The organism is Rhodococcus sp. NPDC060176, assembly GCF_042728675.1.
Lineage (GTDB): Bacteria > Actinomycetota > Actinomycetes > Mycobacteriales > Mycobacteriaceae > Rhodococcus_F.
This window is the reverse complement of sequence record NZ_JBHWYS010000002.1, coordinates 1,269,021-1,285,993: the sequence shown is the minus strand read 5'-3', so window position 1 is coordinate 1,285,993 and position 16,973 is coordinate 1,269,021. Positions and strand designations below refer to the sequence as shown.

The 16,973-nt window shown below is 62.2% G+C and carries 18 protein-coding genes; 12 read left to right on the top strand and 6 right to left on the bottom strand.

Going from position 1 to position 16,973, the window contains the following annotated elements; translation table 11 throughout:
* Positions 1-55: 55 nt before the first annotated feature.
* The 3 genes from ACFWEM_RS14405 to ACFWEM_RS14395 form a co-directional block, all read right to left on the bottom strand.
* Positions 56-697, bottom strand: a complete 642-nt coding sequence (locus ACFWEM_RS14405; RefSeq protein ID WP_378534390.1) for a phosphatase PAP2 family protein — start codon at positions 695-697, stop codon at positions 56-58.
* Positions 698-699: 2 nt separating this feature from the next.
* Complete coding sequence (locus tag ACFWEM_RS14400; RefSeq protein ID WP_378534388.1) at positions 700-1,284, bottom strand: M15 family metallopeptidase; 585 nt, start codon at positions 1,282-1,284, stop codon at positions 700-702.
* Between the two features lie 110 nt (positions 1,285-1,394).
* Positions 1,395-2,072 carry a helix-turn-helix domain-containing protein gene (locus ACFWEM_RS14395; RefSeq protein WP_283303251.1) on the bottom strand — a complete coding sequence of 226 codons (678 nt, stop codon included), beginning with the start codon at positions 2,070-2,072 and terminating at the stop codon, positions 1,395-1,397.
* Between the two features lie 134 nt (positions 2,073-2,206).
* Between ACFWEM_RS14395 and ACFWEM_RS14390 the strand changes: the two genes are divergently transcribed.
* Entirely contained in the window at positions 2,207-3,043 is an 837-nt protein-coding gene (locus ACFWEM_RS14390; protein WP_378534386.1) for a class I SAM-dependent methyltransferase, read from the top strand.
* Positions 3,043-4,431, top strand: coding sequence for an FAD-binding oxidoreductase (locus tag ACFWEM_RS14385; RefSeq protein ID WP_378534384.1), 1,389 nt, complete (start codon positions 3,043-3,045; stop codon positions 4,429-4,431). The genes ACFWEM_RS14390 and ACFWEM_RS14385 overlap by 1 nt, the downstream gene beginning before the upstream one ends.
* A 28-nt stretch (positions 4,432-4,459) precedes the next feature.
* On the opposite strand, the gene ACFWEM_RS14380 is transcribed toward ACFWEM_RS14385, so the two are convergent.
* Positions 4,460-5,659 (bottom strand): serine/threonine-protein kinase, encoded by a 1,200-nt coding sequence (locus tag ACFWEM_RS14380; protein WP_378534382.1) that lies wholly within the window; start codon positions 5,657-5,659, stop codon positions 4,460-4,462.
* Positions 5,660-5,885: 226 nt separating this feature from the next.
* On the opposite strand from ACFWEM_RS14380, the gene ACFWEM_RS14375 reads away from it, so the two are divergent.
* The 7 genes from ACFWEM_RS14375 (at position 5,886) to ACFWEM_RS14345 (ending at position 13,182) form a co-directional block, all read left to right on the top strand.
* Entirely contained in the window at positions 5,886-6,746 is an 861-nt protein-coding gene (locus tag ACFWEM_RS14375; protein ID WP_378534380.1) for a hypothetical protein, read from the top strand.
* The gene (locus ACFWEM_RS14370) at positions 6,743-8,296 is read left to right on the top strand and encodes a DNA polymerase Y family protein (protein ID WP_378534378.1); all 1,554 of its coding nucleotides are present in this window, start codon (positions 6,743-6,745) and stop codon (positions 8,294-8,296) included. Before ACFWEM_RS14375 ends, ACFWEM_RS14370 begins: the two co-directional genes overlap by 4 nt.
* A gap of 165 nt (positions 8,297-8,461) precedes the next feature.
* Positions 8,462-9,307, top strand: coding sequence for an alpha/beta hydrolase (locus ACFWEM_RS14365; protein WP_378534376.1), 846 nt, complete (start codon positions 8,462-8,464; stop codon positions 9,305-9,307).
* Positions 9,294-10,049, top strand: coding sequence for an alpha/beta fold hydrolase (locus tag ACFWEM_RS14360; RefSeq protein ID WP_378447771.1), 756 nt, complete (start codon positions 9,294-9,296; stop codon positions 10,047-10,049). Before ACFWEM_RS14365 ends, ACFWEM_RS14360 begins: the two co-directional genes overlap by 14 nt.
* Before the next feature lie 67 nt (positions 10,050-10,116).
* A complete protein-coding gene (locus tag ACFWEM_RS14355; protein WP_064443375.1) occupies positions 10,117-10,455 on the top strand; it encodes a DUF6292 family protein in 339 nt (112 codons plus the stop codon).
* 45 nt (positions 10,456-10,500) lie between these two features.
* On the top strand, positions 10,501-12,138 hold the full coding sequence (locus ACFWEM_RS14350; protein ID WP_378534373.1) for a sulfatase-like hydrolase/transferase: 1,638 nt from the start codon (positions 10,501-10,503) through the stop codon (positions 12,136-12,138).
* A gap of 87 nt (positions 12,139-12,225) precedes the next feature.
* Complete coding sequence (locus ACFWEM_RS14345; protein WP_317556439.1) at positions 12,226-13,182, top strand: R2-like ligand-binding oxidase; 957 nt, start codon at positions 12,226-12,228, stop codon at positions 13,180-13,182.
* Between the two features lie 9 nt (positions 13,183-13,191).
* Here ACFWEM_RS14345 and ACFWEM_RS14340 read toward each other — a convergent pair whose 3' ends face one another.
* Positions 13,192-13,830, bottom strand: coding sequence for an HD domain-containing protein (locus ACFWEM_RS14340; RefSeq protein WP_378534371.1), 639 nt, complete (start codon positions 13,828-13,830; stop codon positions 13,192-13,194).
* Between the two features lie 125 nt (positions 13,831-13,955).
* Here ACFWEM_RS14340 and ACFWEM_RS14335 point away from each other — a divergent pair, with 125 nt between their 5' ends.
* Entirely contained in the window at positions 13,956-14,912 is a 957-nt protein-coding gene (locus ACFWEM_RS14335) for a GlxA family transcriptional regulator (protein WP_378534369.1), read from the top strand.
* Here ACFWEM_RS14335 and ACFWEM_RS14330 read toward each other — a convergent pair.
* The gene (locus ACFWEM_RS14330) at positions 14,897-15,742 is read right to left on the bottom strand and encodes an alpha/beta hydrolase (RefSeq protein ID WP_378534367.1); all 846 of its coding nucleotides are present in this window, start codon (positions 15,740-15,742) and stop codon (positions 14,897-14,899) included. The genes ACFWEM_RS14335 and ACFWEM_RS14330 overlap by 16 nt on opposite strands.
* 128 nt (positions 15,743-15,870) lie before the next feature.
* Here ACFWEM_RS14330 and ACFWEM_RS14325 point away from each other — a divergent pair, with 128 nt between their 5' ends.
* Both ACFWEM_RS14325 and ACFWEM_RS14320 read left to right on the top strand, forming a co-directional pair.
* A complete protein-coding gene (locus tag ACFWEM_RS14325) occupies positions 15,871-16,374 on the top strand; it encodes a hypothetical protein (protein ID WP_378534365.1) in 504 nt (167 codons plus the stop codon).
* A gap of 9 nt (positions 16,375-16,383) precedes the next feature.
* Complete coding sequence (locus tag ACFWEM_RS14320; protein WP_378447765.1) at positions 16,384-16,956, top strand: YdeI family protein; 573 nt, start codon at positions 16,384-16,386, stop codon at positions 16,954-16,956.
* The last annotated feature ends 17 nt before the right edge of the window (positions 16,957-16,973 follow it).

Genomic DNA, 16,973 nt, shown 5'->3' with positions numbered 1-16,973 from the left:
ATGATCAGGGGCCTTCTGCGGTCGGAGGAATCTCGGTCAGCCAAGGGTACAGGGATCACACTCGCGAGAGTCGCTCGTTGCCTGAGTCTGCCAGTACCGCATGCCGGGCGACGCTGGTGTTCAACGGAAATGCCGACACAGCAAGGGTGTAGCAGCCGACGAGCAGTAGCGCACCGATCACGTCACTCGGACGGTGCCATTGCAGCACGACTACGGAGATCGCGGTTCCGATGGTGACCAACGCACCGTTGACCGCAACGACCGCCCGCCACTTCGAGGGTGTGACGATCACGATCGCGCAGACCAGAGCAGCGATGGCCGTCAAAGTGCCGCTGGGGAAGGAATTGTGCATCACCAGACCGTTCAGGTCCGGTCGATCCAGCGATTGCTTGAGAACCCAGGCCGTCGTGATGGGGCCGAGGGTCACGACGACGACGCGTAAAGCTAGCGCAATCGGGTTGTTGCGCAATGTGATCATGAGCGCCACGAGCACTCCTCCCACTATCAGTATCGGGGTGACGAGGCCGATGAATTCGGCGGAGAACACGCTGAGGCGTTCGGAGGTGGCCGCGCCCACCATGAGTTGTTGGTCGACGATCTGACCACCGGTAGTGTTGACCGCCAATTCGAATTCGACGACTCCGAGAATCAAGAGTGCTAGTGCGGCAATCAGTCTCGCTGGTTTGACTCGTGTCATGATCAGCCTTCCGCTCTTTCGTCCGAAGGGTTGCTCAGCTGGGGCGGGCATTCCCCGCCGGGAGTGGTTGCCAATTCGAAATGCCACATCTCGTTGGCATAGGTCTGGCAGAGGCCGTAATCGCTGCCGTGCTGTATGAGCCAGTCGTCGGCGTCTGTCGGTCCGATGTCGACGGCCTGTCCGCTGACATGCTTCGACAGACTCGGGGAGTGCACCCACTTGGACGCTTCGTCCACGCTGCCGTACTTGACGACGGCTTCGTCGAACAGTCGCTGTTGGTATGCCGCGGACCGCCAACCCGACGTGACGTGCATGTCCACTCCGGATGCCTGTGCGTCGGCCGCTGCCGACTGCAGCGCCGCGAGCAGTGCGGCATCGAGACGGGCCAGCGCGGGCACATGAGTGTCTTGCAAGCTGATGCCGTCCTCGATCTCGCCGCCTGAAGGTCCTGAATCAGGCTGAGTGGCAAGGTAGTTACCGCTCTTCGGCTGTGCTTCTTCTGTGTACGAGCACGCGCTGAGCGTGACCGCACCGAGCACGACTGCACCGAGGGCGACGAAGCGGATGATTCCGCAGTGGCTGGGCATATATCAGAGACTGCTCGGTCAGTGTCACCGGCAGATGGTCACCGTTCGTCGGCGGTGTCACGGTCTGCAACAGCTCTGTAACAGGACGGAACGGGGCTGGTGAGCGTGCGCTATGCGGGGCGCGGGATCGATGCGAAAGTCGAGAGTTCGAACCACGAAGGCAAGCTACGACGCAACGCTGTCGGCCCCGAAATGGTGACATCACCGGACCGTATGGCGTCCGACCAGGTCAGGTTACCGCGCCAGATCTCGGTCATCGGTCGCAAGCCCGCAGAGACTGACACTGCAACGTCGAAACCCGGATCGATATCGCACATGTCCACCTCACCGGAATTGATGACGAGCCACCAGTTCCGCGAATGTCCACGCACTCCGGAGAACGCGAAGTGCACCACGGTCTTGCCGTCGGGCACCACGGAATGATCCACCCGGCGATGCATGTCCCACAGCAGCAGTTTCGGATCCAGATCTTCGTCGCCCAGCTCGCCGATCCATCTGGTGCCCCAGATGCCGAGAGCTTCGACCACGGGACGCAGTTCACGGCCGGCGTCGGTCAGACGATAGCTGACGACGCAGTCGGTTTCTTCTCGCTCCACTATGCCGGCGACCGCGAGCTGGTGAAGCCGGGTCGAGAGCAGTGTCGGTGACATTCGCGGAAGCCCGCGGCGGAGATCGTTGAAATGCTCGCTTCCCATGATCAGTTCGCGGAGGAGAAGCAGTGTCCACCGCTCGTCGAGTAGCTCCATCGCCTTGGCGACGGGGCAGAACTGGTGGTACGAGGACCCCATCTCTCGATCGTAGGCCTCCGGGGTGCTCCGGTACAGATTTCGTACTGGAGAGGTGCGAACCGTCGTCGTAGCGTCGAAGTAACGGCATCAACTTTGTTGGTTCGGAGTACGAAAAATATTGAAGGAGAACGGTAATGAGTGGATCAACGGGAACGCTCGGGCTGGACCGGGAGCTGAAGGCGAAGCACCGGGCAATGTGGGGTCTCGGTAACTATCCGGCGGTAGCGGCGCAGGTCATCGCGGAACTCGGACCTGTATTGGTACGTGAATGCGGCGTGCAGAAAGGAGATCGGGTGCTCGACGTCGCGGCGGGGTCGGGCAATGCGGCGATCCCGGCGGCCGCGCTGGGTGCACAGGTGATCGCCACCGACCTGGCTCCCGAACTATTCGTGGCAGGAAAGGAGGCCGCGGCGCTCGCGGGTGTCGAACTCGATTGGCAGGAGGCCGATGCCGAGGCTCTTCCCTTCGGCGACAACGAGTTCGACGTGGTGCTCTCGTGCGTCGGCGTGATGTTTGCCCCGCACCATCAGCGTGCCGCGGACGAACTTCTGCGAGTATGCCGATCCGGCGGAAAGATCGGAGTGCTGAGTTGGACTCCGACGGGATTCATCGGCGAGATGTTCAAAACGATGAAGCCGTATGCGCCGCCGCCACCGCCCGGCACCCAACCGGCGCCGTTGTGGGGCGACGAGAACCATGTTCGTGATCTGCTCGGTGATGTCGACGCCAGGACAGACGTACTGCGTGTGGAGACATTCAGCGGACCGGAAGATTTCCGTGATTTCTTCAAGAAGAATTACGGGCCGACCATCGCGGTGTACCGGAACATCGGCGACGATCCTGACCGAGCGCAGGCACTGGACCGAGATCTGCTCGAGTTGGCGAAAAAGTACGGCACCGGAAGTGAGCCGTTCGTGATGGAGTGGGAGTACCTGCTTCTCACCGCGACACCCGATAAGGGCGGTGCGTGATGACGACAGTCGAGTTCGCGCCGCTGAAATCGGCGATCACAGGTTCTGTGTTCGGTCCCCGAGATCCGGAGTACGACGACGCCAGGTCGATCTGGAACGGGCAGATCGACCATCGGCCGGCGGTGATCGCCCGGTGCCGGTCGGCGTCGGATGTGTCTGTGGCACTTGCATTTGCCAGAGCCCATTCATTGGAGGTTTCGGTCAGAGGCGGCGGGCATTCCTACCGCGGCACATCGGTGTGCGAAGGCGGTGTGATGATCGATCTCAGCGCGATCAACGTAGTGACCGTCGCCCCGTCCGCGAAGCGAGCCAGGGTCGGCGGTGGTGCGACGATCGCCGACCTCGACGCCGCGACGCAGGAACACGGATTGGCAGTGACCGGTGGAGTGATCAGTGATACCGGCGTCGGTGGCCTGACGCTCGGTGGCGGCATGGGGTGGCTGACCCGCACGCTCGGCCTGGCGATCGACAATCTGGTGTCGGCGGAGGTGGTGCTCGCCGACGGTTCGATCGTGCGGGCCTCCGAGGACGATCACAGCGACTTGTTCTGGGCACTGCGCGGCGGCGGCGGAAACTTCGGAGTGGTCACCGAGTTCGAGTACCGTCTGAGCGAGATCGGTCCGGAAGTGCATCTGGGACTGTTCTTCTGGGGAATGGAGGACGGACCGGCAGCGCTTCGTCTGTGCCGCGAAGTGGTGCCTGCCCTGCCGAGAAATGCGGGAGCGATGGTTGCCGTCAGTTTGTCCGCGCCGCCGGCACCGTTTGTCCCGGATCAGTTTCACCTGCTACCCGGATACGCGTTGCTGGTAGCCGGTTTCGGATCGGAAGAGGAACACTCTAATGCGATTGCGCCGATCCGAGAGGGCGTGCCGACGCTGTTCGAGTTCGTCACCCCGCTCCCGTACACCGGTTTGCAATCGATGCTCGACGACTCGGAACCGTGGGGTGCGTACGCCTATGAGAAGGCTTTGGACCTGGTGGATTTCTCCGACGACGTGATCGATGTTCTGACCGAGCAAGCGGGCAAGAAATCGTCGCCGATGTCCTTCATGCCGGTCTTTCCGCTGCAGGGAGCTTTCACTTCCGTCGGCGAGGACGAGACTGCGTTCGGTGGTTCTCGCACACCACATTACGTGTGCAACATGACGGCTACGGCCACCGATGCCGGGACACTGGAATTGGATCGATCGTGGGTGCGTGAGACCTGGGAAGCCTTGCGTCCGTTCTCGTCCAATCAAGGCGGGTACGTCAACTTCATGACCGATGTCGACGAGGACCGAGTGCGAGCCTCCTACGGCGCGGCGAAGTATGCGCGATTGTCCGCAGTCAAGGCGAAGTACGACCCGGACAACGTGTTTCACCTCAACGCAAATATTCTGCCCGCGTAAGGCGTCCAAGTCAGAGTGCGAACACCAGTCAGACCGTGAATACCAGGATGACGACGATCAGCGCGGCCAAGATGATGACGGCAATCATGCCGGTCATGGCGAGGGGAGCCCAGGCCACTACCTTGTCACGGGTGCTGGCATCGGCGGGCCCGGTCGGTATTCGCGGCGGCCAGGAGAACATGTCCATCGGACTGGGAACGTTCCGTAGTGGCGTGTTCTGTTGCACTGCTGGAAGTCCGGTGATCGTGGATCCGGTCAAGCGATTGCGGCGGTGTGGGTCGGCAAGTTGTGTGGTCCGGTGAGCCCAGGCCGGTACGGCTCCCTCGGACGAGTAGACGGGAGCGTCGATCAGCTGCTCGATCGTGCCACCGCCCGTCGCGGCTGCAGCGAGAGCGTCGCGTGCCTGAGCCATTGTCGGCCGTCGGATGGGGTCCGGCTCGAGGAGTTGAAGGAGAACGTCGGTGAGCGGTCCGGACTTGGTGGGTCGGTAGATCTCGGCCTTGGCAACACGATGCAGTAGGGCGATGGCGTCCGAGTCGATACCGAAGGGCGGTTGACCCTCGATCACCGTGTAGAGCGTCGACCCGAGTGAGAAGACGTCACTGGCCTCGGTGGGGTCGTCGCCGCGGGCAACTTCGGGTGCGAAGTACGCGGGAGTGCCGGTGATGACTTCGTCCTGGGTGTCGGACACGTCGCTCTTTGCACGGGCGATGCCGAAGTCGCTGATCTTGACGGTGCCGAGGGACTTGCCTCGGTCTGCGATCAGGATGTTGCCGGGTTTGATGTCGCGGTGGACGATGCCTGCGGCGTGCGCTTCGGTGAGTGCCGCAGCGATCTGCGCGCCGATCTGCGCGACTTCGAGTGGTGGCAACGTGTCGGCCAGGTTCATGGCCTGGGCGAGGCTGCGAGCCGGGAAGTACTCCATGACCAACCAGGGTTCGCCGGACTCGATCGCGACGTCGTACATGGCGATGGAGTGGGGATGGGTGAGCTTTGCGGCGTTCCTGCCCTCGCGCAATGTGCGTTCGCGGACCTCTTCGGCCGTTTCGGTGTCGAGGCCTTCCGTACTTGTGACCTGTTTCACCGCGACGTCACGGCTGAGGAGGGTGTCGCGGGCCAGCCAGACGGCGCCCATCCCTCCGTCGCCAATCTTGGAGCGGAGTCGGTACCGCCCCGCCAGCAGGTATTCGGGCCCGATGCCCCTCCCTGTCTGCTCCTGAGCTGTCACATCTCAAGGTTAATGGATTGATGCCACTGTGACGCTCGAGGCTCCTGTGAACTGGGTTTTTGGCTCTGCTTGACGTGTCGGGGGTGACACGGTTTACTGAAAACAGTTCGAAAATATGTTCGAAATTGCTGTTCGTTGGATGCATGTCAAACCCGACTTCCCCGCGGTTTGCCGGCTGGTTATGGATTGCTACCAGCGAGTTTTTCCGGTGTTCCGGAGGATGGGGATGACCGAGGTGACCGAGTTGGTAGAGCTGTCGGCAGATGCGGCGGGGTTGTCCCGTCAGGATCGGCTGGCACAGCTCCGCCGACAGATCGCGTCCATTCCCTCTCGCGGCGATACGTCGTTCTCCGGACCGAGTGTTTCCGTGGCTGGTGTTTCCGGGACAAGTGCAGCAGCCTTCGAGAGTGTTGCCGACCGGGACATACCGGTCGTGGACCGCGCGCACAAGGCTGGTGTTCTCCCAGTGCCGGAAGGTATCGGGGCATTGCTACCGCAGGGCGGTTTGGTGCGCGGAACCGTGGTGTCCGTCGAGGGCGCTGCTTCCTTGCTTTTGGGATTGGTCGCGTCGGTGACGGCGTCCGGGGGGCATGTTGCAGTCATCGGGCAACCTCGACTGGGATTGCTGGCGGCGTACGAGATGGGTGCGCAACTGGAACGTCTGGCACTCATTCCGGCGCCTGGGCCGGATCCGGTCGAGATCGCCGCTGTGCTGCTCGACGGTATGGATCTGGTGATTCTGGGATTGGCGGGTGCGTCGGTATCCCCGTCGCGTGCGCGAGCGGTGGTGGCGCGCGCCCGGAGCAAGGGCTCGACTCTTGTTGTCACCGAAGGTCACTGGGACGGAGCCGAAGTTCGGTTGGACGCTCGGGTCCATGGTTACGGTGGGTTCGGTCAGGGCCGGGAGTTGGGGCGTGGTCGGCTCAGTTCCCTGAGCCTCGCGGTTCGTGCACGGGGGCGCTCGTTCCAGCCCCGGACCACGCGCCTGGACATCTGCAGTGCAGCCGGCCGGGTCGAGTGGGTGCCTTCCCAGCCGGTGGAGACTGTGTCGTCCCAGGTGATGACGGAGCAGGTGGTGTCACTGTGAGCAGAGTTCTGGCGTTGTGGTGCCCGGATTGGCCGGCGGTGGCAGCGGCAGCACTTGCCGATCTTCCGGCAACACATCCCGTCGCGGTCACCTCGGGTAATCGGGTGATCGCATGTTCGGCGACGGCCCGCGCGGAGGGAGTTCGCCGAGGCTTGCGTCGACGCGAGTCGCAGGCCCGCTGCCCGGAACTGTATGTGGCGACGGCAGATCCGGAACGCGACGCCAGATTGTTCGAGCCGGTCGCCGCGGCCATCGATGCGGTGGCACCGGGCGTCGAGGTACTCCGTCCGGGTTTGCTGGTGCTCAGTGCGCGAGGTGTCAGTCGGTACTTCGGTTCGGAGGAAGCCGCGGCGGAACGATTGGTGGATCAGGCATCTGCTGCGGGCGTCGAGAGTCAGGTGGGTGTGGCGGACCAGCTGTCCACGGCGGTCATTGCCGCGCGCCGGGCAGCGCTGGTGCCGCCGGGGGAGGGAGCACGGTTTCTGGCACCCCTACCCATGCCGGAGTTGGCGGCCGAGCCCAGCCTCTCTGCGCCGCATCGCGGAGAGTTGGTCGATCTGCTGCGCAGACTCGGGATCAGAACCATCGGTGCTTTCGCAGATCTACCGGCAGTGGACGTCGCTTCGCGTTTCGGTGCCGATGCGGTGCTCGCGCATCGTGCCGCGCGTGGTGAACCCGAGCGGCCACCGTCGGCGCGGATGCTTCCGCCGGACCTGGAAGTGGAGCAGCATTACGATCCGTCGATCGAGCGGGTAGATGCCGCAGCGTTTGCCGGGCGTGCCTTGGCAAGTCTGCTGCACGACAAGCTGTCCGCCGCCGCGGTCGCGTGTACGCGTCTGTCGATTTCGGCCAGCACGGGCAACGGTGAAAATCTTTCTCGGACTTGGCGTTGCGCCGAACCTCTGACGCCGGAGGGAACGGCCGATCGAGTGCGTTGGCAACTGGACGGCTGGCTCACCGGGCGCAGTGAGACTCGGCCGACTGCAGGCATAGCGGTGTTGCGTCTGGAACCGGTGGAGGTGGTCAGTGCCGGTGCCTTGCAGTTGGGGCTGTGGGGCGGTGTCGGCGACGAGGAGGAGCGGGCCAGGCGAGCATTGGTGCGCGTGCAAGGTCTTCTGGGCGGCGAATCGGTTCAGGTCGGTGTCCTGAGCGGTGGTCGAGGACCCTCGGAGCGAATTACCCTGTTGCCCTTGGGAGACGAGCGGGTAGCTGCCCATGATCCGACAGCCCCGTGGCCTGGTCGTCTGCCGCAGCCCTCTCCGGGGTCGATCTTCGTCGACAACCCCAAGGTATGGCTGGGGGATATGGCCGGCAATGCCGTGTACGTCACCGAGCGCGGAGTCTTCAGTTCGCAGCCGGGAAGGCTGAAGTGGGGGAGCAAGGAATGGGCAGTGCAGGGATGGGCCGGGCCATGGCCGGTAGACGAGCGATGGTGGGACGCTGCCTCGGCGCGCACGGCGGCGCGGGCTCAGGTTCTGCTGGAGGAATCGCGGGCGCTGCTGATGATCTGTGAAGGCGGTGGATGGTCGGTGGAGGGTGTGTACGAATGAGTTCACAGGTACAGCCAGCTGTACCGGACATGGTCGAGTCGGCTGTACGAACAGTAGGGGCGCTGGCGCCATCGTACTGACGCCGTCGGGCACCTAGCGTTGATGACATTCAAAAACTCACTGTTGCAATGATTCTCGTCGTTGCAACTCTTCGCGAGGAGTGTCATGAAAACGGCGGGCCGATCTGACGTTTCCGGAACCGATCGACTTCACTACCGGCCGACGGAGCTACGCGACGCACAACTTCTTGCGTACGACGAAGCCGGCGAAGGCCGAATCGTGGAGGTATTCGGGGACGTCGCCACAGCTGAGCACATCGTGATCTTCGTGCCAGGCAATGACAACGGCCTGGGAAACTACTTCGACGAGAACCGTCCGACAGGACCACGAGTGAGCGGATGGACACTGGGAAGGATGCTCCGAACGCTCGGGCCGAACGACCGCGTCGCGGTGATCGTGTGGGTCGGTTATCGGACGCCGTGGGGATTTCTCGAGTCGTTCTCGCGGACTCTTGCAGAGCGCGGTGCGATCGATCTGGCGCGGTTGACTCGTATCCTGCCGCGTTCGGCGCATGTCACGCTCGTCGGGCACAGCTACGGGGCGGTGGTGTGCGGACTCGCCCTCCCGTCGGCGCGCGCGGACGATTGTGTGGTGATCGGCAGCCCGGGAATGGGGACCAGTTCGCGTGAGGACCTGTGCTTTGGCGGAAATCTCTGGGCTGCTCTGGGGCCGTCGGACTGGATCCGGTACTTCCCGCGCGTGAAGATCGGTCGTCTCGGGCACGGCCCGTCTCCAGTCCGAGCGCAGCACGGAGCCATAGTTTTCGACACCGGCGCCATTCGAGGGCATTGCGGATACTTCGCCGATGCAAGCGAGTCGCTGCGCAACATCGCGAGGATCGGGTTGGCTCGCTACGACGAGGTCACGAGACCAGGGGAGTTGCCGCCTCAGCTGACCGCGTCAGCAATCCGCGAGGACAGGTCTATCCTGGGAACTCGTGAGTGTCGCTAACGTACGAAGTGCCGGCGGGGTCCAGATCAGCTACCGCGATTCCGGCTCGCATCCCAGTGTGGCAGATCTGCCTCCGGTAGTTCTCGTGCACGGCATGGGCGGCGACAGCGGTACCTGGGACAAGTTCGCGCGGACCTTGCGTTCGCGCAACCGACGAGTTGTCTCGGTCGATCTTCGCGGCCACGGCCGGAGCGCTCGGGCGTCGTCGTACCTGTTCGACGAGTTCGCGGACGACGTCATGGACGTGTGTGATCATCTCGAACTCGATCAGGTGGATCTGGTCGGCCATTCGCTCGGCGGGCACGCGGCGTCGTTGATCGCTCAGAAACGTCCCACCGTGGTGCGGAAGTTGGTCATCGAGGAAGCGCCGTTACCACTACGTGCGGGTGACCCGGAACAGGTGTTCGCGAGGAAATTGCCGAGTGTGCCAGAACTGTGGCACGCCACAACAAGTTTGGTGCGACATCCGCGAGCCGCGCTGACGTTCGATCGCTCGATGACGCGGTCCGCGCTCGAGCAGTTCCGCCGGCCGGATCCGCAGTGGTGGGATCGCTTGCCACTCATCGAGGCCGACATGTTGTTCCTGCGTGGAGGTCTGGGTGGGATGGTGGACCCCGTTCGCCTCGACGCTGTTGCAGCCACCGTCGCGCGCTGCGAATTGGTCTCCTTCCGCACCGGCCACAGTGTCCACCGCGACGGTCACCGCCAATTCGAATCCGTTGTGTTGCCGTTCATTTCCTGAAAGCGGAATATCAGATCAGTTCCGGGAAGAACCCATCCACAACGCGTGCGGCACCGAATGTACTTCCATGCACACCAACGGCAACGACTGGTCCGCACACGAATACGTCGACGCGGTAGCACGATCCGTTCACGGTGAGACAGTTCGATGGCCGCAGGGTCCGAGCACGGATGCGGTGATCGTTCTCCCCGTTCATGCCCGAAACCATCCGGGGAAGAACGCAGTTCTGCTCTGGAATCACGACTTCGGTTGGTCGTGGGGCGTCGAGGAGGCTGATGTGCGAAGAACGATTTCGATAGTCGACACTCTCGGCATCGGCCGGACACCGGATCCGCTGCGCTGTGCGGATCGGGTAATCGAGCTGATCAGTCAGGCGGTTTGCTCGAGCATGTGTAGCGAAGAGTGATTCGGTCAACTCTGGGGCGACAACGCCTCCGAGAGGACGACGCCCGTGAACCCAGAGAACGTTCCAGCCTCGCATTGTCATTCATTGCCACGCCGGACGTTCCTCGGTGGCGTCGGTGCTCTTGTCCTCGCCGGAGTGGCAGACGTCGCAACCGGCGCGGTGAGCGCGGCGCCGGCGCAAGCAGCGCCCGCCGATCGGTTTCCGCAGAAACCCAACATCGTTGTCATCATCACCGATCAGGAGCGCCGGCCGATGTACTGGCCGCAAGGCTGGGCTGATCAGAATCTGCCCAACCGCAAGAGGATTGCCGATCACGGGCTGACGTTCGACCAGGCGGTGTGCAATACCGCGATGTGCTCGCCGAGTCGCAGTACGTTCTTCACCGGCCTTTACCCCGCGCAGCACGGGGTCACGAGAACGCTCACCGAAGGCGGCACTGTTTCCCCCACCGAGCCACAGTTGCAGGTCTCCGAACAGAACATGGCAAAGCTGCTGGCGTCGGCCGGCTACAACGTCCAGTACCGGGGGAAATGGCATCTGAGCAAAGGCGTCGTCGGCGGTGATCCGACAAGCGAGGACGTGGCGGGATTCGGCTTCGAAGGGTGGATTCCGCCGGACGCGGGCCAGGACACCAATCCGGATCATTTCGGCGGCGGGTGCGCAGACCATGATCGCCGTGTTGCCGAGGAGGCAGTCGATTTTCTCTCCGGACCAGCAATCACGTCCGGACAGCCTTGGGCGCTGATCGTCTCGTTCGTGAACCCGCACGATGTCCTCGCGTACCCCCAGACGTGGAACGCGATGAACGGCACGTGCGACAACTACGGATCGGACGCACCAGGCGCCTTCGAGCAAGGAATCGACCTGCCGCCCACCTTCGACGAGATCCTGGCGCTCAATCACAAACCGACAGCACAGGTTCAGTCGGAATTGCTGCTTGCAGCCGGGCTCGGGCCGCTGCTCGGACCCGATCAGGCCCGCAACTACATCAACTTCTACGCCTACATGCACAAGGTTGTGGACGAACACATCGGCAGCGTGCTCGACGCGATCGAGGCCACTCCACAGATGCTCGACGACACGGTGATCGTTCGCATGTCCGACCACGGGGAGATGGGGATGAGCCACGGAGGTTTGCGGCAGAAGGTGTTCAACGCCTACGAGGAAACGCTGCGCGTTCCATTGGTCATCAGCAACCCCTTGCTGTTTCCCGAGCCCGTTCGCACCGACGCCCTGGCGTCGTTGATCGACGTGATGCCCACTCTCGCCACTCTCGCTCAAGCGCCCGCGCGTGAATCGTGGAACTTCTTGGGCACCGATCTGACACCGGTCGTCGTCGACGCTGCCGCTTATCCGCAAAGTCCCAGCGCGCAGGTTCAGGACACGATTCTGTTCACCTACGACGATCAGAACTGCGCAACGCCCGACGGTCAGAACATCGTCACGCAGCCTAATCACATCCGGTGCATACGTGAGAGTCGATGGAAGTACACGATGTACTTCGATCCCGCGGGAGTTGCTGCGCCGCAATACGAACTCTACGACTTACAAGCCGACCCCTTGGAACTGAACAATCTAGCCAATCCGCTCAATATCGGCTCGTATCGGCCAGATCTGGCGGCTCAGATGAACGCCAAGCTCTTCGCAGTGATGGAGACCAAGGGCGTTTCTCTGAAGGAATAGATCGAATTTCGCCAAAACTGATTCACGTTTCAGTTCTGCGGGCATGCTGGTGGGGCATCTGTCTTCGGTTCGGGAAGAAGGAATGTCATGACTGTCACCTCGCCGGGGCGAGAAGGTTTCAGTACTCTTCGGTCGGGAGGGTTGAACTGGGATTCGTTCCCACTCCGATTGTTCACCAAGGGAAATGCAAAATTCTGGAACCCAACCGACCTCGATTTTTCCCAGGACGCTCGTGACTGGCAGGAGCTGACCAGCGAGCAGCAGCGCAGCGCCACCTTCCTGTGCGCGCAGTTCATTGCCGGTGAAGAAGCCGTCACCGAAGACATTCAACCGTTCATGAAAGCGATGTCGACCGAGGGCAGGTTCGGCGACGAGATGTACTTGACGCAGTTCTGTTTCGAGGAAGCCAAGCACACCCAGGTATTTCGGCTGTGGATGGACGAAGTGGGATTGACCAGTGACCTGCATTCCTACGTCGCTGACAATCCGTACTACCGGCAACTGTTCTACGAGGAGTTGCCGTCGTCGCTACGCATTCTCGAGACGGATCCCAGCCCGGTCAACCAGGTGCGTGCCAGCGTCACGTACAACCACGTCATCGAGGGCAGTCTGGCGTTGACGGGCTACTACGCCTGGCAGAAAGTCTGTGCGACGCGCGGAATCCTGCCTGGCATGCAGCAATTGGTGCGGAAGATCGGTGACGACGAACGACGGCACATGGCTTGGGGGACGTTCACCTGCCGAAGGCACGTCGCCGCCGACGATCACAACTGGGACGTCGTCCAGCAGCGGATGGGTGAACTCATGCCCATGGCGCTCGGAATGATCAACTGGGTCAACGATCAATTCGAGGTGCAGCCGTTCGGTTTGGACAATCAGGAGTTCCTCGAGTATGCCGCAGACCGTGCGCAGCGCCGACTTTCGGCGATCGAGTCTGCGCGCGGGCGCGACGTCGCCGAGATCGACCTCGACTATTCGCCGGAAACTCTCGAGGAAAAGTTCGGGGCGGAAGATGCCGCTGCGATGAGTGAGGCGGCCGGCTGAAAGCGAATTCTATTGGGGCCAAGCCGAGTTCTGGATGACCTCGACAAAATCGATGTGCCGAAATCCAGGTACAAAATGTTCGAGCACGTCACCGTTGACCGTTCCGAACGTGCTCTCGGGGCGGTGCTTGAAACCGTCGGTGAAGGCCTTCAAGATCTGATTCTTGAAATCCGGACGGGGGTGGGCCGCGGTGACGGCGTCGATGTCGGCCCGGTCGAGTTCGCTGTATCCGATTCCGAGTACATCGGTCTCCACACCCGCTGTCACCAAGGCGATTTCGGGTTCCAATCGGGAGGGAACTTCGGGCGTCGTATGTAAAGCGATGCCTTCCCACACTGTGCGGATGTCGGCTTCGTCGACTCCGTAGCCGGTGAGGAATCGCCGTGCTTCGTCCGCGCTGTCCAATTCGAATCGTGCCGTACTGTCTCGGAACTTCTCGGTGAGCCCCAGATCGTGGAACATGGCGCCGACGTAGAGCAATTCGGGGTCGGCGTGCAGCCCCAAACGCGCGCCTTGCAGCGATCCGAAGAGGAAGACGCGTCGCGAGTGGTGAAACAGTAACTCGGACGCCGTATCTCGGACGAGTTCGGTGGCGTCGGCAGTCATCTTCGAATCGGGGATTTTCACACCGGCAATGATCGTGTTCATCGGTACCTGCTCTGCTCGTCGCTGCTGCGAATTTCTCGGTCTATCCCAGTGTCGGTCGAGCACGCACGCGGGCGCACCCTGATCTCGGCCATACTGTCCACAGATCAGGACGAAGGGGAGTGATCGTGACCGCAGTGCATCGAGTTGCCGTCCTGGTGTTCGACGGCGTCAAACTGCTCGACGTCGCAGGTCCGAGTGAGGTGTTCGCAGAAGCCAATCGCGGCGGAGCGAACTACGAGTTGGTGATCTGCTCGGTGGGTGGACACGATGTCGACTCGTCGACCGGCATGCGCATTCCGGTCGACTGCGACGTCGCAGATTCCGGTTCCTTCGACACGTTGCTTGTCATGGGTGGCGACGTGTTCCCGTCCACGCCGGTGAGCCCGGAACTACGCGAGGCAGCACGTGACCTGGCAGGGCGTTCGGGGCGGGTTGCCTCGATCTGTACCGGGACTTTCATCCTGGCGGCGAGTGGACTGCTCGACGGACGCCGCGCAACGACGCATTGGCAACACACGGCAACGCTGGCGCGCGCCTATCCGCAGATCACGGTAGTTCCCGACGCCATTTTCATCGAGGACGGCACGGTGTTCTCGTCTGCGGGTGTGACCGCCGGGATCGACCTCGCGCTCGCATTGCTCGAGCGAGATCATGGTGCAGAGATGGCCCGACGCGTCGCGCAGCTTCTGGTGGTATTCCTCCAGCGTCCAGGTGGGCAGTCACAGTTCTCGCCGTCGTTGAGCGGGCCGCGGCCCCGGGTGCCTGCGCTTCGCGCAGTAGTCGATGCGGTGGCGGCCGATCCGGCGGGGGAGTACTCGGTCGACGAACTGGCTGCCCTGGCGCATCTGAGCCCACGGCATTTGACGAGGCTCTTTCGCGAGGAACTCGGTACGACGCCGGCCAAATACGTCGAGTTGATCCGTTTCGATTCCGCGAAAGCACTCCTCGATGCCGGCCACTCGGTGACCGAAGCCGCGCAGTTGGCGGGATTCGGCAGTTCGGAATCCCTACGCCGAGCATTTTCGACGCATCTCGGAATCTCGCCGCAGGTGTACCGTCGTCGTTTTCAAGCTTTCGGCTGAGACTGACTTTCGTGCTTGCCTTGCGGCGGGCTCATGCCCTGCTTGTCGAGCCAGGCAAGGCTGTAATCCGCGATCTCACGCCAGCCGTGGTCGATGGTCAGAGAATGCCCCCGATCGCCGAAGACCTTGTATTCGTTGACCGTTGGAGCCTTGGCATACTTCTTGAACGAGCTGTCCGAACTGGCTTTCGGGACTGTGCGATCCTTGCCGCCGCCGATCATCAGAAGGGGTCCACGTTGCGCGTTGAAATCCACGGCAGCGGGGCTGTGAGGCGCGAAGTTGGCGAGTGCCGCCTCGAACAACGGCCGACCAGGGGCGGGAATCGCATACTGCTCGAACAAGGCGTCGGACTCGTCCTTGGACACGGCGCTGGCAAAGGACTTGTGAAACGACTCTCTGTTGTGTGAGTACGCCTTCCGGTAATTCCCGGGGTTGGACAGGACCGGGAAGACGCTGCCCAGTTGAACGAGGGGAAGTTTCAACACCCCTTTGGGCTGAGCCGGGTCGATGGCAATTGCCGCGGTCGCCAACTTCTGGCCCAGCAGTTTCTGCGCGATCAAACCTCCGAACGAATGCCCCACCACGATCGGTGGTTCGTCGAGATCGGCGATCACCTTGGCGTAGTGATCGGTCACGTCGTCGATGCCGTGTCCCGCGATGTCTTCCGGGTGTTCGCGCGTCTCACCCACCGTCGACGCGTCCCCTGGCCACCCCGGCGCCATCGTGGGGTACCCCTGCGCGTTGAAAACCTGTGCCCAGGAATCCCAGGTGGTCGGGTGCATCCAGAGTCCGTGGATGAACAGAACTGTCGGGTTGGACTTGGGCGACATGCGCGCTCCCCGCTATCGGACCGATGATCGATACGGGATGCCCGCTTTTTGCAACCTCATGCACATTTTCGGCGAGCTTTTCCGTCGGGCCGTTCCGTTCTGTTGTGCGAAGATGGCACGATCGTGGAATGGCACCAACTGGATCTGCAAAGGCGATGGCATTGTGGACCACCGCTTTTGTTGTCTCACAAGCGAATATTGCTCGCCTACTCGGGCCGGTGGCTCCCAAAGTATTGGAAGTGCAGACGGCGTTCTCCGCTCGCCGGTACGTCGAGATCTTGGACTCCATGGACGCGGCGGCCACGGCGCGATTTCGTAGTCACTACTACCCCGACTTCGTACATCCCGCGATCTACGCGATGGCTTTGCGGTCAGCAAGCAAGCGGCTCGGGGAGCGGGTTCCCCTTTCCTCCGCAACTCGGCGCGTCCTTGCCGTCGCACCGGTACTGTCGGCGGCCGGCGACTACGTCGAGAACGTGGCCGGACTGCATTTCCTCGATCATCGGGACATCGTCACCGACTCGAGGGTTCGCGCCGCCTCGACCGTCAGTATTGCCAAATGGCTGCTCGCACTCGGAACTCTCGGATATTTGTCGCAGGGTTTTGTCAGAGTATGGGTATCGAGAATGTGAGGAGCACTGATGGCAGTCGAACTCGATACCGAATACTTCGCTGACGGAGAAGAGTTCCGTCGATGGCTGTCCGAGAACCACGAGGTGGTCCCCGGCCTTTGGCTGAAAATGGCCAAGAAGACCTCGTCGCACAGCTCTATCGACTACGACCAAGCGTTGGACGTTGCCCTGTGCTTCGGCTGGATCGACAGCCTCGCACGGCGAATCGACGACGATTTCTTCGTACAGAAGTTTTCGCGACGCACCGCGCGGAGTCCGTGGTCCAAACGCAATGTCGAGATCGTCGCCCGCCTCGACGCCGCGGGACTTCTCGAGCCATCCGGCATCGCCGAGATCGAGAAGGCCAAGGCCGACGGTCGGTGGGATCGCGCATACGAGGGATCAGCCAAGGCCGAGGTCCCGAAAGACTTTCTCGATGCGCTTGCGGAAAACCCGAAGGCTCGCGAGTTCTACGCGACGCTCAATTCCACCAACCGATTCACCATCGCGTACCGACTGCAGGAGGCAAAGCGTCCGGAGACTCGAGCCAGGCGGATCGAGAAATTCGTCAACCAGCTTGCGGAGGGCAAGAAGTTCTACTGAGCTGCCGCGTCACTGAG

Coding starts and splice junctions, on each gene's coding strand:
- ACFWEM_RS14405 (WP_378534390.1), bottom strand. CDS start 697: ATGACACGAGTCAAACCAGCGAGACTGATTGCCGCACTAGCACTCTTG.
- ACFWEM_RS14400 (WP_378534388.1), bottom strand. CDS start 1,284: ATGCCCAGCCACTGCGGAATCATCCGCTTCGTCGCCCTCGGTGCAGTC.
- ACFWEM_RS14395 (WP_283303251.1), bottom strand. CDS start 2,072: ATGGGGTCCTCGTACCACCAGTTCTGCCCCGTCGCCAAGGCGATGGAG.
- ACFWEM_RS14390 (WP_378534386.1), top strand. CDS start 2,207: ATGAGTGGATCAACGGGAACGCTCGGGCTGGACCGGGAGCTGAAGGCG.
- ACFWEM_RS14385 (WP_378534384.1), top strand. CDS start 3,043: ATGACGACAGTCGAGTTCGCGCCGCTGAAATCGGCGATCACAGGTTCT.
- ACFWEM_RS14375 (WP_378534380.1), top strand. CDS start 5,886: ATGACCGAGGTGACCGAGTTGGTAGAGCTGTCGGCAGATGCGGCGGGG.
- ACFWEM_RS14365 (WP_378534376.1), top strand. CDS start 8,462: ATGAAAACGGCGGGCCGATCTGACGTTTCCGGAACCGATCGACTTCAC.
- ACFWEM_RS14355 (WP_064443375.1), top strand. CDS start 10,117: ATGCACACCAACGGCAACGACTGGTCCGCACACGAATACGTCGACGCG.
- ACFWEM_RS14345 (WP_317556439.1), top strand. CDS start 12,226: ATGACTGTCACCTCGCCGGGGCGAGAAGGTTTCAGTACTCTTCGGTCG.
- ACFWEM_RS14340 (WP_378534371.1), bottom strand. CDS start 13,830: ATGAACACGATCATTGCCGGTGTGAAAATCCCCGATTCGAAGATGACT.
- ACFWEM_RS14330 (WP_378534367.1), bottom strand. CDS start 15,742: ATGTCGCCCAAGTCCAACCCGACAGTTCTGTTCATCCACGGACTCTGG.
- ACFWEM_RS14325 (WP_378534365.1), top strand. CDS start 15,871: ATGGCACCAACTGGATCTGCAAAGGCGATGGCATTGTGGACCACCGCT.
- ACFWEM_RS14320 (WP_378447765.1), top strand. CDS start 16,384: ATGGCAGTCGAACTCGATACCGAATACTTCGCTGACGGAGAAGAGTTC.